This window comes from Endozoicomonas numazuensis (genome assembly GCF_000722635.1).
GTDB classification, from domain to species: Bacteria; Pseudomonadota; Gammaproteobacteria; order Pseudomonadales; family Endozoicomonadaceae; genus Endozoicomonas_A; species Endozoicomonas_A numazuensis.
The window spans coordinates 127,096-142,946 of sequence record NZ_JOKH01000007.1 but is presented as its reverse complement, the minus strand read 5'-3'; the positions used below and the strand labels follow the sequence as shown (position 1 = coordinate 142,946).

Below are 15,851 nucleotides of genomic sequence, written 5' to 3'. Positions count from 1 at the left end.
GACAGTTTTATACTGATCTGGCAAATTTTAAGAGTCAGGTCGTCTATTTTTATTAGAAAAGTAACATAGCTGTTACGCTTTGAAACAAGTAAGGCCATAATTAACCCATGATCAAGAAATGTCTCTTCCCTGCAGCTGGTTACGGAACACGCTTCTTGCCAGCAACAAAGTCCATGCCCAAGGAAATGATGCCCATCGTCAATAAGCCTCTGATTGAATACGGGGTGGATGAAGCACTGCAGAGCGGATTGCACGAAGTTTGTATCGTTACAGGTCGTGGCAAACGTGCTTTGGATGATCATTTTGATATCAATTACGAACTGGAACACCAGATCCAGGGAACCGCAAAAGAAGAAACTTTGTCGGGTATCCGTGGATTAATGGATGAATGCACTTTCTCCTATACACGTCAGCGTGAGATGAAAGGTTTGGGTCATGCTATTTTGACGGGTGAAACACTGATCGGGGATGAACCGTTCGGTGTCGTATTGGCTGACGATCTTTGCATTAACCTTGAAGGCGATGGCGTTCTGGCTCAAATGGTAGAGTTCTATAAACAATTCCGCTGCAGTATTGTGGCTATTGAAGAAGTACCTGCTGAAGAAGCTCACAAATATGGTGTCATCAGCGGCGAAATGATTAAGCCCGGCTTGTACCGTGTTGAAGACATGGTTGAGAAGCCTGCTGAAGGTGAAGCACCCAGTAATATGGCCATCATTGGACGCTATATTCTGACGCCTGATATCTTCGATATCCTCAGAGATACCGCACCAGGAAGAAATGGAGAGATCCAGATCACCGACGCTTTGCGTGAGCAATGTCAGAAAGGTCTGGTACTTGCATACAAGTTCAAAGGCGCACGGTTCGACTGCGGTAGCATTGAAGGCTACATAGAAGCTACTAATTATTGCTACGAGAATATCTATAAAGCAGAGAGCAAGACGGTTCGAGAAATCGAAGTAAATGAAGAGTCCCTGGAAGCAGCAGACTCAGAAGCTTGATTATAATGCGCCTAAGAAGCCGGTGTTTAGATCCGGCTTTTTAATAACACTATATTGCGCATAATATATATTATGTTAAATCGGTAATTAAGATGGTTATGCATCTCTTATAGCCTTTAGGTTTCCTTATCCCGCCCTACGTTTGTATGCAGAGATACCTGAATCTGTAGTTCCCTGGCCCTGCCACCAACCTCGATGCAATAGATTGTGTTGAGTAACCGGGACAAAACTCAACATAATAAGTCAGGTCCCGGTCTTTTATTATTGAACGCTTTTGGTTTGCCACTTTCCAGAGATCATCAGCAAGCAAGGAGTGACTACCAGTGTCAGCAACGTCGCAAAGCTGAGCCCTCCGGCTATCGAGGTGGCTAGCTGATTCCACATCTGGGTGAACGGTGCTCCAATCTCTATAGAATGGCTGAACATATTAATATTGACGGATAACACCATGGGCATCAGCCCTAATACTGTGGTGATGGTGGTCAACATAACGGGTCTAAGCCGCTGGGCACCGGTTCTGAGAACAGCTTCTCTGGTGTCGTAACCTTCCTTCCTCAAACTGTTGAACGTGTCGATCAGAACAATGTTGTTGTTTACAACAATACCTGCCAGCGCAATGATGCCAATACCACACATAACGATCCCAAAGTTTTGATCGGTAATCATCAGCCCCAGGAAAACACCGCCTGTTGCCAGTATGACGGCAGACATGATTAACGCAGCCTGATAAAAGCTATTAAACTGTGTCACCAGGATCATGGTCATGATAAATAATGCAACACTGAAAGCTTTGATCAGGAACAGTCCACTTTCTTTCTGGTCTTCTTCTTCACCCTTGAAGTCGAAGCTAACATCACTGCTTATTTCTGCAGCAGACAGCGCTTCTGTCAGTATCGGGAGTTGCTGTGAAAGTAACTCACCCTCTACCAGATCGGCAGAGAGAGTAATGGTACGTTTTCCGTCTACTCGTTTGATGTTATCGAGCTTGGTACTGACTTCTCGCTCGGTAAAGTTATCAATGGGTACCAGGCCGGTAGATGTCATCAGGCGAAGAGTATCAATACTTTCCAGATGACGTTCAGTTTCAGGGTATCGAATGCGTATATCGACTTCATCATCAGCATCATCGGGCCTGTAAGAACCAACGGTTAATCCCGATGTAACCATTCTGACCATGCTACCCGTGGTTGCTACATCAGCTCCATAGCGGGCAGCTTCGGCCCGGTCGATGCTCAGGCGCCACTCATAACCCGGTGCCGGACCAGAATCTTCTATATTCGTGAAGGTCCCCAGATTTTCCAATACTTGCCGCGATTTGCCGACGGCATCGTATAAGGTATCGAGATTATCTGCCCGTACAACCAGTTCCAGAGGCTTACTGGTGGGAGGGCCATCTTTCACTCGCTCAACGGCGATATCAAGACCAGAGAATCCCTTGAGTCTGTGTTCTGCATCCTGTGCAATGGCAAGAGCCGTATCCCGGTATTGCCAGTCTTCCAGATTAACCCTCAATGTTCCTACAATCTGGCTGTCGCCTGTTCTTGCGTAGAGCGTTTCCATGCCAGGCAAGTCCATAAGCTTCAATTCGATCTTCTCCAGGAGAGTATCTTTCTCATCAACAGAGAGGTTGCCCGAATTAACTTTGACCGTGATGACAATGGCATTGGTGTCTACATCCGGAAAAAATTCTATGCCACGACTGGTTTTCATAAATAACGTAAAAATCAGCGCTACCGTCATACAGGTAAACACTAATACCTTACCAGGATGGTCAATGGCTTTGCTGAGTACTGAAATGTAACGTCCGATAAAGCCTTCTGCCTGATTCAGATCGCCTGACTCAATGGCGCTCATGGACATTTTTTCTTTAGCAGCCAACACCCTTGGCTTTCCTATCATTGCGCCAATAGTCGGGATGAAAATGAGAGCCATAGCCAGAGATGAAGCCAGAGTAGCAATCAGAGTCAACGGCAAAAATTTCATAAACTCGCCCATGGTCCCGGGCCAGAACATCAGAGGGAAGAAAGCAGCCAGAGTCGTTGCCGTAGAAGCGATAATCGGCCAGGCCATTTTTCTGGAGGCTTCAAGATAGGCCTGTTTACGATGAATCCCCTCCCCCATTCTCCTGTCAGCGTATTCAGTAACAACAATGGCACCATCAACCAGCATGCCGACGGCCATGATCAATGAGAAAAGTACGACCATGTTGATGGTCAACCCCATGATACCCAAGATCAGGATACCTGAGAGAAACGAGCCTGGAATGGCGATACCCACCAGAAACGCGCTGCGAGCACCAAGAGCACCGATAATAATAACAACAACAAGAATGACGGCTGACAGTACGTTATTTTGAAGGTCTGTCACCATCATCTTCACTTCTTCTGACTGATCCCCTACATAATCGACTTTTAATGTCTCAGGACCTGATCCAACACCCTGATCAATGATGTAGCGAGCCGTTTCAATGGCTTCAATAATGTTCTCACCGGGACGCTTCTTAATTTCAAGAGCAATACTGTTTTCACCATTAAGCCGCGCATAACCTCCGCCCTCTTTGAAAGTACTTAAAACTGTAGCGATATCTGCAAAAGTCACTACCCGGTTTTCTTCAACTTTTACGGGTTGCGAAAGGATATCTGCTGGCGTCTTGTACACCGCAGGCACCTTGATAGAGTAGCTACCCTGTCCGGTATCCATACTGCCTGCAGCAACCAGCTGATTGTTTTGTGATACAAGATTGATAACATCGGCGGGAACCAGACCATAACTTTCCAGTTTCATAGGGTCGATAATGACATCGACTACGTCTTCTCTGTCACCGGCAATTTCAACCTCAAGAATGGCTTTTTGAGCTTCCAGCTCATCTTTCAAAGCTCTCGCTATCCTGACCATGGCTCTTTCTGGCAGATCTCCAGAAAGAATGGCCGTAATAACCGGATTTTCGCTGGCCATGGTGATCTGTTTAATCACCGGTTCATCGGTACCGTCAGGCAATTTACTTTTAGCCAGATTGACCTTGTCCCGAACATCCGCCAGCGCCTTATCCAATTTAACGCCGGCATCAAACTCCAATGTCACTGAGGCATGGGACTGTGCTGCCGTTGCAGAAAGCTCTTTAACCCCTTCAAGGCCCTGCAGCTCTTTTTCCAGGGGAAAAACAAGAAGTCGTTCAGAGTCTTCTGGAGAAATGCCTTCATAACTAACCGAGACATACACATAAGGAATAGGAATGTCGGGAGTAGACTCCCTGGGAATGGTCAGATATGAAAGCATACCTGAAACCAGAATCAGGACAAACATCATCAGAATCGTACGACTGCGATTCAATGACAGGCCTATCAGACTGCTCATGGTGCTTCCCCTGCAACCCTGTCAGCTTGAACGGCAAGGGCCTGCCCGGATTCAACAATTACCTGGTCCCCTTCCCGGACAAAACCATGACCTCTGGTAATCAGTCTCCCATGAGTAGGAATACCGGTCAGCCATAAACCGCTGGCTTCAGATTTCACAATGTCTACGGCCGTGAAATGTACCTTATTCTTTTCATCGACCCATTTAATACCCGGGCTGCCGGTTTCATTCAGGCTTAATAATGCCGGTGAAACCTTGATAGCTTGTACTTGCGACAGTTTAAGTTCTGCTTCAACACTGAGGCCTGCAGGTGTTTCCATGGCTCTATTAGGCAGGCTGAGTTCTACTTTAAAGGTGCGGGTACCTGACTCTGCAAGTCGTGCAATATAGCGGACCTGTGCTTCAGCTGTCTGGCCAGAAGCAAACCGGATATCAGCATGATCACCCAAAGTCACCGAAGCAATATGTGTTTGGGGAACATCAACAGAAACCACCAGAGGGTCAAGGTCGAGTATTTCTGCGACGGGTTTGCCCATTTCAATATAATCACCCTGTTCAACAAAGCGATCATTTAATATGCCTGTTACCGGCGCACTTATTTTTGTATTGGCAAAGTCTATTTCGAGTCTGGAAAGCTCAGAACGCGCTTCACTTAATGCGACTTCAAGCTGAGGCAGCTCATTTTCGGCAATCAGGTTTTTACTTTTCAAAGACAGCGCTGAGTTATAATCCAGTTCAGCTTTCCTGACTCGGGCTTTGGCCGTCGCAATTTGAGCGGGTAAAGCCCCCTCTCTCAGGTTTACAATGGTTTCGCCACGTTTTATGAATTGCCCTTTCTGGCTCGTTGCAGAGACGACCCTGGCCGGGATTTCTGCACTGATGGTTACCGTCCGGTCAGGCAGGGTTTCGCCAAAAAGAGTCAGAGTTCGGTAGATGGATTCAACAGGAAAGGTTCTGGCTGTTACTTTTGCCAGGAGTATTTCCTGTGGCAGTTCCTGCTCAGGAGACTTTTCAGTTTGAGACGATGACTTGCTGGTATCAGACATGGAGGTTACGTCCGCTGTCAGCAGATAGACTCCTAAAAGCCCCGCCATTCCTCCAGCTAGGACCCAGGATCGATTTATGTCAGGCATAGAGTGTTCGCAATGTGTCGTGATCGTTCTTATGATGTCGTACGACCTTGTACGATTCTGTAGAGGCCACTATAAAGAAGCTGACATGTCAGCAGCAAGTAAAGGGCGAAATCTTTGCACTTCTCTGACCTTAGGTCCCTTTCCAGAGCTTGCTGTAACTTAAAACACCTGCACTTTTCAGCTATGATGCAGCTCATACCCCCTAAGGAAGCCGTTTCAAGGTCATGAAAGTCATTACATTCAATGTCAATGGAATCCGCGTTCGCCTGCATCAGCTCAAAGCCCTGATTGAAAAGCATCAACCTGAAGTCATCGGACTCCAGGAAATTAAGGTGACTGATGAGGACTTCCCCGTTGCTGCCATCGAGGCTCTGGGTTATCACGTCGAGTTTTTTGGGCAGAAAACACACTACGGTGTCGCCTTGATGAGTCGTCGAAAGCCCGTCAGGGTTGAGAAAGGCTTTAAGTCCGATGCTCCTGATGCTCAGAGGCGGCTGATCACAGCAGACTACCAGACAGAGAGTGGTCAGTCCTTTACTGTGATTAATGGTTATTTCCCTCAGGGAGAGAGTCGTGATCACCCTACCAAATTTCCTGCCAAGCAAAATTTTTATCGGGATCTGATGACCACTTTGGAAACAGACTATTCACCGGATCACCCCTTACTGGTGATGGGTGATTTTAATATTTCCCATACTGATACTGATATTGGCATTGGTCCTGATAATGCTAAACGCTGGCTAAGAACCGGAAAATGCAGTTTTCTGCCGGAAGAAAGAGAATGGTTTGACCGTCTTCTGGCCTGGGGCTTCACTGATTGTTACCGGGTATGTTCCGAAAAGAGCAGTGAAGAACTCTATAGCTGGTTTGACTACCGCAGTCGTGGATTTGATCGTGAACCGAAACGCGGACTGCGTATAGACGGTGTTATTGCTACGGACTGTTTGATGAAACACTGCAAGGCCATCGGAATTGATTACGATATCCGAGGGTTGGAGAAACCTTCTGACCATGCGCCACTTTGGGTGGAATTTGACGTTTAGGAATAGTCCGTAAATAACCTTCTTATTTGACCCGCCCCCGTTCGGGCTGAGCCTATCGAAGCCCAGAGCCACTACCCTTCGACAGGCTCAGGGTGAACGGAGTTCATGTTTTAACCGGGAAGTGATTTCAAGACAAATCCTTAGTGGCTGAGTGGAATAATAGCCTCTTATATCAAGAGCCTATGTCGACTTTCTAAAGCTTATTATTATTCGATGATCTCGATCTTGTCACCCAGTCGAATTTTACCTTCCGATTCATGAATCAGATTTTGTCCAAAGATCACACCCATTTCTGTTTTTCTATATCGTGACAGTGTCATCAAAGGATCTTTGCCTGTTTTTTCTCCTGTCATGGGATCGACGGTTGTCATAACACAACGACTGCACGGTTTGGCTACCCGAAAAACAACGTCGCCAATTTTGATTCTTTTCCAGGTATCTTCTGCGTAAGCTTCTGCTCCCCGGATAACAATGTTGGGCCTGAAATGATCCATAGTAACCGGAGACGACAACCGGCTGTTAAGTTCCTGCAAAGAGGCTTCTGTTGTCAGCAGGAAGGGAAAACCATCAGCAAAACCGGTGCTGTCACCTTTACTGGCAAAACGAAGATCAACCTGCCTCTGAACCTCTTTTGAAAACTTTACCATTCTGCAAGATACACCCAGAAACTCACTGAGCCATTGGGAAACGGTATTGCCCGCGTCCACAGCTTTGAGTGTATCGTTCCAGACGACAACATTATTTACGGAGGTGGTAGGCTGTTGTTCTGGATCTTCAACGACTAAATCAGACATACCTGGTGCGGACAGTGTCAGACCTTCATTATTTGGAACAGCTGAAACCAGCACCATTTTTGGATAATGCCGCTGAGTCATGAATTTACCATTGGGCTCAACGACCATCCAACGACGGTCATTAACAAATCCCATGTGATCGATGACTCCCTGCTCCACTGAAATCTTCTTGAGTGATTTAACAGGATGAATAGCAAGATGGGAAACAGATAAAGAATGAGTCATCACAATCTCACGAACGATTTTACACATTGAGCGAACAGCATGATTGCCATGCCCACCGGATTTTGGAGAGAATGTATCAGATTTTTACCCAGAACTTCGAGGTATTATGCAGCCTAATCTGGTTGATATCGGTGTTAACCTGACCGATAAACAATTTTCCAAGGATCGTGACCTTGTTATTGAGCGTGCTGTTGAAGCCGGTGTCAGTACAATGATTCTCACTGGCACCTCTGTTGACGAGTCTCAACAAGCATTGGAATTAGCCCAAACATACGCTGAATATTGCTATTCCACTGCTGGCATTCATCCACATGATGCCAAACATGCCACAACCAGCTGTTACAAGACACTCAAGGAGCTGCTTTTAGTCCCAAAAGTGGTAGCCGCTGGTGAAATGGGTTTGGACTTCAACCGGGACTTTTCTCCCAGACCTGTTCAGGAAGAAGTCTTCCAGCAACAATTGCAACTGGCTGTTGAAACCGGGCTGCCAGCATTCTGCCATGAACGTGATGCTGCGGATCGTTTTGTGGCCATTGCCAAAGAGTTCAGAGATCAGCTCAATGGATTGGTTGTTCACTGCTTTACTGCCGACAAGAAAGCACTGTATCAGTACCTTGATCTGGATCTTCACATAGGGATTACCGGCTGGGTCTGTGATGAAAGGCGAGGTACTCACCTACACCCATTGCTAAAGGATATTCCAGCCAACCGATTGATGATCGAAACCGATGCGCCCTGGCTTTTACCCAGAAGCATGGATAAAAAGCCAAAGAACAGAAGAAATGAGCCTGCCTATTTGTCCTGGGTGGTAAAAACCATTGCTGAACAAACAGGCAAAACAATCGAGCTAGTGGCTAAAGAGACCTCAGAGACGGCCACGCATTTTTTCAATCTGGATCAAGGTGAACAATGATATCGGCGTTGGGTAGAAATTCCATGATGGCATCTTCCGCTGCCTGGCCAATATCATGGGCTTCTCGCAAGCTCTGATCACCATTAAGATCAATGTGCATCTGAATGAAGGGAACCCGGCCCGAAATACGGGTTCTCATCTCATGAATACCTCTGACACCCTCGATGGCAAGTACAATACTCTCGATCTTGTGTACCAGATGTTCTGGCAGTGAATGGTCCATCAGCTGCTGTGCCGCATCCCAGGCCATCTTCCCAACACTGATCAACATATAAATAGAAATCAACAGTGCAAAAGTTGGATCCAGATAGAAATAGCCCTGACTGACACCATAGAGCGCAATAATGACGGACACATTGGTGAGCAAATCAACCCGGTAATGCATGGAGTCTGCAGCAATAGCTGCTGACCCGGTTTTTTTCACTACATAGGATTGAATGGCCAGAAGCATCAGAGTTGCGACAATTGAGAACAGCATGACAGTCATGCCTACTGACTCATTGTCGATGCTATTGCCCTCCCCTAACAATTGGTCAATAGCACTGAGAAACAGAATGATGGCTGAGCCTGATATAAATGCTGACTGAGCCAGCACTGCAAGATATTCAGCTTTTCCATGGCCAAATCGATGCTCTTCATCAGCGGGTTCAAGGGCAATTTTTACGGCGACCAGAGTGATAATAGAAGCTATCACATCCATCACTGAATCCAGCAGTGTAGCCAGAACACTCAGGGACCCGGTCATAAACCAGGCGGCAATTTTGACAATAATCAGGATAGCGGCGGTAGCAACAGACGCGACTGAAGCCAGCTTCATCAGCTTTTCATGATTATCAGAGATGTTTTCAAAGGGTTTAGACATACGATCCATCAATGCTGAAATGACTGAGTCCATAGGAAGATGCGAACAAGTCTTTTACATTGCCTTTCGGAACCCGCTAGAGCACCATAGGACTTATCGTCCTTCCTTTATCTTCAGAATACTGAATTTGCCATAAAAATCCTAGAACACATTACTTTTACTGGCTCTTTTGAACCAGACAGCTATAGATCCATTCACCTAGCTGCTCCATTTCAAATGGCCAGCCTATTTCGTCTCCGTTGTCAGTGCCTATTACCGGAATTCTCACACCATAACGCTCGATCAGGGCGTCTGATTCACTGATTTCTACCGAAGACCATTGGAATTGACTATGGAGTTGGGGATGTTGGCCGAGAATATTAAGGAATTCCTCGGCATGATTACACAGATGGCAACCGGATGTGGTATAGAGAGATAAGTGCAGCACAAGTTTTCCTGAACAGCGGGAGACTATGTCGAGTACAATTGTACCAGCTTGCACAGATTTATGGAGCTTGTCTCATTGCTTTATTGAGCAGGCCCCCTAATGAATTTCTTCCAGTCCAATAAAGATAACCAGGTCTGATAAACGATGGACTTTACCTTTTTTAATCAATTGATGTTAATTCTGGCTCTCTCTGTGGGAGCCATTGCGCTGTTTCATCGCCTGAACTTACCGGAGAGTCTTGGCTATCTGGCAGTAGGCATTGTGGTAGGGCCCACTGCAACCGGCTTGATTGACTATAGCTTTGATATCAGCCTGTTGGCTGAGATAGGCGTTGTATTCCTGCTGTTTACATTGGGACTTGAATTTTCGATGAAACGAATCAAGTCCATGAAACGGGAGGTTTTTGGGCTTGGGGGTGTCCAGGTCATGCTGTGCGGGGCAGGAATATTTGCCGCATTGCTGGTGGTGGGAACTCCGGTCAAGGAAGCCTTGATAGTGGCGGCCGCTCTGGCGCTCTCCTCCACGGCTATCGTTTCCAAAGAGCTGACCCAGAGTAATGAAATCAGAAGTCGCCAGGGACAAATGGCTATTGGTGTACTTCTTTTTCAGGATATTGCTGCGGTCCTCTTCCTGATTCTGGTGCCCGCTCTAGCAGGTGCCGGCGACAAATCTGTTTTAACAACCATCAGTATGGCGATGGTTAAAGGGCTGCTGTTTGTACTGGCCATGATGGCTATTGGTAAATGGGTGCTTCCACGGATCTTTAATGAAGTGGCCAGGGCCCGCTCTGAAGAACTGTTTGTACTCACGGCGCTGATGATTGCCTTGATGGCAGCCTGGTTAACCCATGTTCTTGGTCTATCCATGGCCTTGGGTGGATTCATTGCTGGCATGATGATGGGAGAAAGCAATTATAAACATCAGGTAGAAGCAGATATTCGCCCATTCAGGGATATCCTTCTGGGTCTGTTCTTTGTGTCGGTTGGCCTGATGCTGGATTTAAATATTCTGCTGAAATTCTGGCCTGCCATCATTCTGGGTACTGCCGGACTGGTCATTTTCAAACTGGGTGTCATCACACTTCTGGCCAGAATTCTCAAAGAGAAAAAAAGTACCTCTCTTAAAACTGGTCTGGCTCTGGCCCAGGGCGGTGAATTTTGCTTTGCACTGATTGCTTTAGCTACGCAATATGGACAGACCGGAGGCGAACGAGCTTCGGTTGTCCTTGCCATTACCATATTGTCTATGATTCTGGCTCCGCTGCTTATCAGAAACAGCAGTCGAATCGTCAATTTCCTCTATAAAAAGCAGGAAGCGATACAGTCTCAGATTGATCAGGGTGATATTGAGCAACAGGTATCCCATATCAATCAACACACTCTGATTTGTGGCTATGGCCGTGTAGGACAGACCATCAGCCGTTTTCTTGGACAGGAAAAACTGGCATTTGTCGCGGTGGATGATGACCCACTTCATGTACATGAAGCGGGTTTGGCGGGAGAACCGGTATTTTACGGTGACTGTCGTCGCCTTGAGCTGCTTGAGTCTGTTGGACTGAAACGGGCGAAGCAGGTCATTATTTGTATCGATCGCAGTGAAAATGCTTTGGAAATCGTTAAAACCGTGCGCTCTCATTACCATGATATTCCGATTCTGGTCAGAACCCGGGATGACAGCCTGACAGCGACTCTCAAAGATGCTGGTGCCACTGCCGTAATACCGGAAGTACTTGAATCAAGCTTGTTGATTGTCAAACATGTCTTGTTAATGCTGGGAATGGATAGAAACCAGGTCAGAGGCAAAATCAGCACGGCCAGAGAACAACACTATGACATTCTCAACAGTTACTACCCCGGTTATGAAGATGTCATGGCTGACAGTGAAGAGACTTCTTTGAGGCATGCGGTGAATGTTTGTCGGGGTAACACCTGTGAAGGGTTGAATCCCTGCGAACTCCCCCTGGAAAAAGAAGTTTCTGTTGTTGAAGTCAAACGGGGTGGTCAGAGTCTTGATCCAGAAGACGTTGATGCTCTTGAACATGATGATATTGTTATTCTGACAGGCCCACTGGCGCCCATGCAGCAGTCTGAGAAGAACCTCATCTGAACCAGATCATCACTCGGACATAAGCAATTTAGATCTAAACAGACACCAAGAGCAGTCCAGAAGTATGGGCTGCTCTATCACCTCCCCCAACCGCTCTGTTCTGCCCTGCCATATACACTTATAAAAACAGATTTTTATATAATAAAAATAGGTCTATTAATTTCAATCTGATACAAAAATGAACTCATAGTTATTCAAGTAGACACTATAATAATTTCTCCGAAGGATTTAGAAAAAAACAGGGAGTTATTAAAAACTTATATAATTCAGGTGTATATATGGCTACTCGATCGACTCAGTGCTCTCTTTCTTTGTGTTTTTTGCTGATGTTGATCTTGATTATTCAACCACTTAAAGCCCACGCCTATTTCTTTGGTTTATTCCAGTCTGAAAAATCTACCAATACATCTGACACTCTCCCCCCACAAAATGTCACTCTTGTGCAGCAAGAAGAGCCGTTTTTCTGTAAGGATTATCAGGAGAATTACGATGATTTTAATAATGCAGCATTAACACCACTGCTTAAATTTGGTGCCTTCGCCATTCCTGCCACCCTGATTACCTATGCCATGCCAGGTGGTGTCAATCCTGATAAATATTCGCATAAGCCCCTTTTTCTTTTGAATCTGATCGTTGTTCTTACCTGGTCAATTCCCCAAACTGGTTATACCAATGAATATGCTTTACCGGCTGCAGAATTTCGTAAAGTGGAAAAGAGAGCTGATCATATAGCAACGGTTGGCAGTAATAATACTCAATTGTACAAAGAGGAACCTGCTGCAGGGTACGCCATGACAGGCCTGACATTTGCTGGCCTGAATTTATTGATGGACTATTACAATGTTCATTACCCGTCCCCCGGCCCTGGCGTTAATTTTGCCGAAAACTTCGCCATTGGTGCCAAATCTATTGGTTTTACCAGTAATATGGCGTCAGCCCTGAGAACCCATTTCAAGAATGACTATCTGAGCAAAGGCTATACAAATCATGAGGCGACTGCTGCTGCCTCCAGAGATGTAACCGTTATTTATACCCTTGCGCTGGCGGGTGTGGTCAATACAGGCCTTCTTAACTCTGAAGCCATGAAAGGTATCGACCCCGAGGCTATCCAGAGATTCTCCCGTTCAATGGCTCAATATATTGGCAAGAAATACTACCATGTGTCGCTTTCTGCAGGACTCATGATCAGTGCTGCATACGAAAGTATTGGCTCTCTTGAAAATTATTGCATGGCCAATTTTGATAAACTTTTACCCTACGCCAATTATCTTGACTCTGAAAAGCTGGTTTTCTGTAAAGGGATCGCGTCTGTCACAGTGGCCTCGATAACGGGTTTAGCATTGTTGAAATATTCCAGTGGACTTCCCTCAGTTTTACTGACAAACGCAGCAGAAGCCTCTGGTCTGGTCGGTACTGAAATGGCAATAACAGCGGGTCGGAACCTTTTTGAACATCCATTAGCAAAAGATGTGGCAGGTTTGACTCTGGGAGGGACTTTCACCGCAGGTTCACTCTATATCAATCTTTATATTGCTAAAGGGCTTCATATGACGAACATCTTTCACGGGGCTGGATTGATAATGCTCTACGAAGGGGGTTCTGCATTGGTAGCCCACTCATTCCCTGTTGCAGGTAAAATTCTGGCGCTCGGTCATACTGTTATGGGCACTTATAATTATCGGTGTAGCTCAAGAGCGCCGGTTGATAAAAATATTATTGAGTAACAGGTCCAAAAACATTTAAGCGGAATTGTATTTAAAGGATGCTCCATGCGATCACTAGTCAAGACGTTTTGTGTTCTGATTTTATTGACATATATCACTCCTCACTGTGTCGCAGAATCCAGTCTGGGTGACAGTATTCCTTTATTTGCCCCCACATTATTACCTGATCCGGGCTTGGGTCTTGAAAAGCAGATGAATATTGATGGAGCCTGGTTTCAACAGCACTTCAGTACACATGCGGAGACACAAGATGACTCTGCAACGCCCATTATCACTGAGTTGCCTGACATGTACTCCGAAGATGTTGAGAGTTTTATTAAGATTGCTTTACCCCGACAACTCGAGGAGCGAAACTTGCGCTATGAGGTTCGGGCGCCTTGTAACCAGCAAACTCGAAAGTGTGAAATTGAGATTCACCTATTTGATAAAGATCCAAAGTTAATAAACCCTGTTGAGATCAAGCGTTTTAAGGTTATTCTGGGACTGAGGCCATCAGTAGCTCATGATTTACCTGAAGTTGATCAGACAAATGAAGCAAGTTCCGATTCAAACGATGTTGTAAATAATTCATTCTGCAGTGCAGACATGCCATGCCCAAGCCCTTCCCTATCAGTTTCACAAACGACTAACACTCTAGATACCCTACGAGAAACCGAGCTACCGGAACTTGATCCAGACTGGCTAAAAAAAGTTCACGTCTATCAGAACAAGGAAAATGGAGACAACCTGGTATTACTGAATAATATTGTCTACTACTCTGGTAAGTCGTTACCTCTTCTACTGGATCTTTTCAATGCTCTTTTTTTCTATTCTGGCCCGATTAATACTGGTGCCGGTTACTATGGACATTTTGCTAACACCCAGGTTCTGGCAGAAGTTCTTGCATTAGGTGACTCATTACCTGCATTAATCAAAGATCATAATCTTGTCATTGTTTCCCCTCAGGTAGATGCTTCAGGATACTCTCTCGCTCTTGCGGTTTATGTCACTTACAAATATTACTGGGATAATCTCGTTCTAAATAAAAAGGAGATGACACAAGCTGATGTACGGACGTTTTTTGCCTGGAAGCTGTTTGCCAACATTGTAACCAAAACTATTAATGAACTTGCGTCACAAAAAGTATTTGTCAGCGAGACCGACCCTGATCTCAAAAAAATGAAAGCCTCTTTGTTTACCAGCGTGGTAACCGCTCTACCCTATGGAGCGAAATTACTGATTTCAGCATACACAGGTAATAACTACGCCAACCATATTATAAAAGCTATCCCTGCTGATCATTTACTTTCCTGCTCTATCAGTACTAATGGTGGCTGTATTCAATTGTTTTTCCATCGGATACTGGGTGATGCGGACATGACTGTTGTTCCTGCAACAGCCTTGGAGCCTGCTAAAAAAGTAACATCGGGCCTTTCATATATTCCATCAGCCATGACGCAGGCCGCCATTGGTAAAGCATTCAATGCGCTCGGGATGACCGTTTGTGGTGGACACTATATAAAAGGGGCCGGCTATGCAGTGGTGGATGGTGTCGATAAATATCTGGTTGCCCAAGGGGTGAGCGATCTTACCCGCTATACAGCACTAACGGGAGGAGCCGTGTTTATGAGTGTCAGTAACTATTCCTTCAGTAAAGCTTTTGCGACTGGGTTCAGTAATCGTTATGCAAAATATTTAATGACACTGGCGGGCACCACTTTAATCACTTTGGCTGAGATATACTTTCATACAACGATCTTGAGGTGATTTTTCTCATTCATGTGTCGTGAAATTTCCTCTCTCATTTTATCACTTGCGATTTCTGCTCAAGGATGTAATAAGATGAGAGAGGTTTTCTAATCAGAGAATTTTCATGGCAAAAGGTACAGGCTTTTTATCAACGCTTCAAAGTGTTCTGGCATCGGCATTTGGCGTGCAAAGTGATAAAAACAGAGAGAGAGATTTTTCGCAGGGGCGTACGGCGCACTTCATTATCGCCGGAGTGATAGGAACCGTTCTGTTTATTCTGGTACTAGCGCTGGTGGTGAAGCTGGTACTCAGTCAGGTTGGGTAATCTTACTGTTGACTGACCCAGTAAACAGCAGTAACCACAATCAGAAATATGATTGAAATCGCAGCCATTGCATCTACTGTACTGTCTTTCATGGGTTTTCCCTGAGCCATTTCTCATCCCCTCATTAAATCGTTCGATAGTGTTACACCAAACTAGCTGATTATCCAACTTCAGGCAACTACTCACAGAGGGTTTTCTGAACCTTTATTATCGATT

At 45.6% G+C, this 15,851-nt stretch carries 12 protein-coding genes; 7 read left to right on the top strand and 5 right to left on the bottom strand.

Annotation, left to right across the window (positions count from 1 at the left end):
* The first annotated feature begins 107 nt into the window (after positions 1 to 107).
* Complete coding sequence (galU, locus tag GZ78_RS22790) at positions 108 to 1,001, top strand: UTP--glucose-1-phosphate uridylyltransferase GalU (protein WP_034841411.1); 894 nt, start codon at positions 108 to 110, stop codon at positions 999 to 1,001.
* A 261-nt stretch (positions 1,002 to 1,262) separates the two neighbouring features.
* Here galU and GZ78_RS22785 read toward each other — a convergent pair whose 3' ends face one another.
* Both GZ78_RS22785 and GZ78_RS22780 read right to left on the bottom strand, forming a co-directional pair.
* On the bottom strand, positions 1,263 to 4,355 hold the full coding sequence (locus tag GZ78_RS22785) for an efflux RND transporter permease subunit (RefSeq protein ID WP_034841407.1): 3,093 nt from the start codon (positions 4,353 to 4,355) through the stop codon (positions 1,263 to 1,265).
* Positions 4,352 to 5,449, bottom strand: a complete 1,098-nt coding sequence (locus tag GZ78_RS22780) for an efflux RND transporter periplasmic adaptor subunit (protein ID WP_051786476.1) — start codon at positions 5,447 to 5,449, stop codon at positions 4,352 to 4,354. The genes GZ78_RS22785 and GZ78_RS22780 overlap by 4 nt, the downstream gene beginning before the upstream one ends.
* Positions 5,450 to 5,712: 263 nt before the next feature.
* Between GZ78_RS22780 and xthA the strand changes: the two genes are divergently transcribed.
* Complete coding sequence (gene xthA, locus GZ78_RS22775) at positions 5,713 to 6,531, top strand: exodeoxyribonuclease III (RefSeq protein ID WP_034841406.1); 819 nt, start codon at positions 5,713 to 5,715, stop codon at positions 6,529 to 6,531.
* Between the two features lie 206 nt (positions 6,532 to 6,737).
* Here the strand turns inward: xthA and GZ78_RS22770 are convergent, their stop codons facing one another.
* Positions 6,738 to 7,577 (bottom strand): MOSC domain-containing protein, encoded by an 840-nt coding sequence (locus GZ78_RS22770; protein ID WP_081870005.1) that lies wholly within the window; start codon positions 7,575 to 7,577, stop codon positions 6,738 to 6,740.
* Between the two features lie 79 nt (positions 7,578 to 7,656).
* On the opposite strand from GZ78_RS22770, the gene GZ78_RS22765 reads away from it, so the two are divergent.
* On the top strand, positions 7,657 to 8,463 hold the full coding sequence (locus GZ78_RS22765; RefSeq protein ID WP_034841403.1) for a TatD family hydrolase: 807 nt from the start codon (positions 7,657 to 7,659) through the stop codon (positions 8,461 to 8,463).
* On the opposite strand, the gene GZ78_RS22760 is transcribed toward GZ78_RS22765, so the two are convergent.
* Entirely contained in the window at positions 8,438 to 9,325 is an 888-nt protein-coding gene (locus GZ78_RS22760) for a cation diffusion facilitator family transporter (RefSeq protein WP_034841592.1), read from the bottom strand. The genes GZ78_RS22765 and GZ78_RS22760 overlap by 26 nt on opposite strands.
* 157 nt (positions 9,326 to 9,482) lie before the next feature.
* The gene (locus GZ78_RS22755; RefSeq protein WP_034841401.1) at positions 9,483 to 9,752 is read right to left on the bottom strand and encodes a glutaredoxin family protein; all 270 of its coding nucleotides are present in this window, start codon (positions 9,750 to 9,752) and stop codon (positions 9,483 to 9,485) included.
* Between the two features lie 144 nt (positions 9,753 to 9,896).
* Between GZ78_RS22755 and GZ78_RS22750 the strand changes: the two genes are divergently transcribed.
* From GZ78_RS22750 to GZ78_RS22735, 4 genes are all read left to right on the top strand, one after another.
* Positions 9,897 to 11,858: a cation:proton antiporter gene (locus GZ78_RS22750; RefSeq protein ID WP_034841398.1), complete on the top strand. Its 1,962-nt coding sequence runs from the start codon at positions 9,897 to 9,899 to the stop codon at positions 11,856 to 11,858.
* Positions 11,859 to 12,136: 278 nt separating this feature from the next.
* Positions 12,137 to 13,582 (top strand): hypothetical protein, encoded by a 1,446-nt coding sequence (locus GZ78_RS22745; protein ID WP_034841395.1) that lies wholly within the window; start codon positions 12,137 to 12,139, stop codon positions 13,580 to 13,582.
* Positions 13,583 to 13,627: 45 nt separating this feature from the next.
* Complete coding sequence (locus GZ78_RS22740) at positions 13,628 to 15,328, top strand: hypothetical protein (protein WP_034841392.1); 1,701 nt, start codon at positions 13,628 to 13,630, stop codon at positions 15,326 to 15,328.
* A gap of 106 nt (positions 15,329 to 15,434) precedes the next feature.
* A complete protein-coding gene (locus tag GZ78_RS22735; protein WP_034841389.1) occupies positions 15,435 to 15,635 on the top strand; it encodes a DUF2970 domain-containing protein in 201 nt (66 codons plus the stop codon).
* The last annotated feature ends 216 nt before the right edge of the window (positions 15,636 to 15,851 follow it).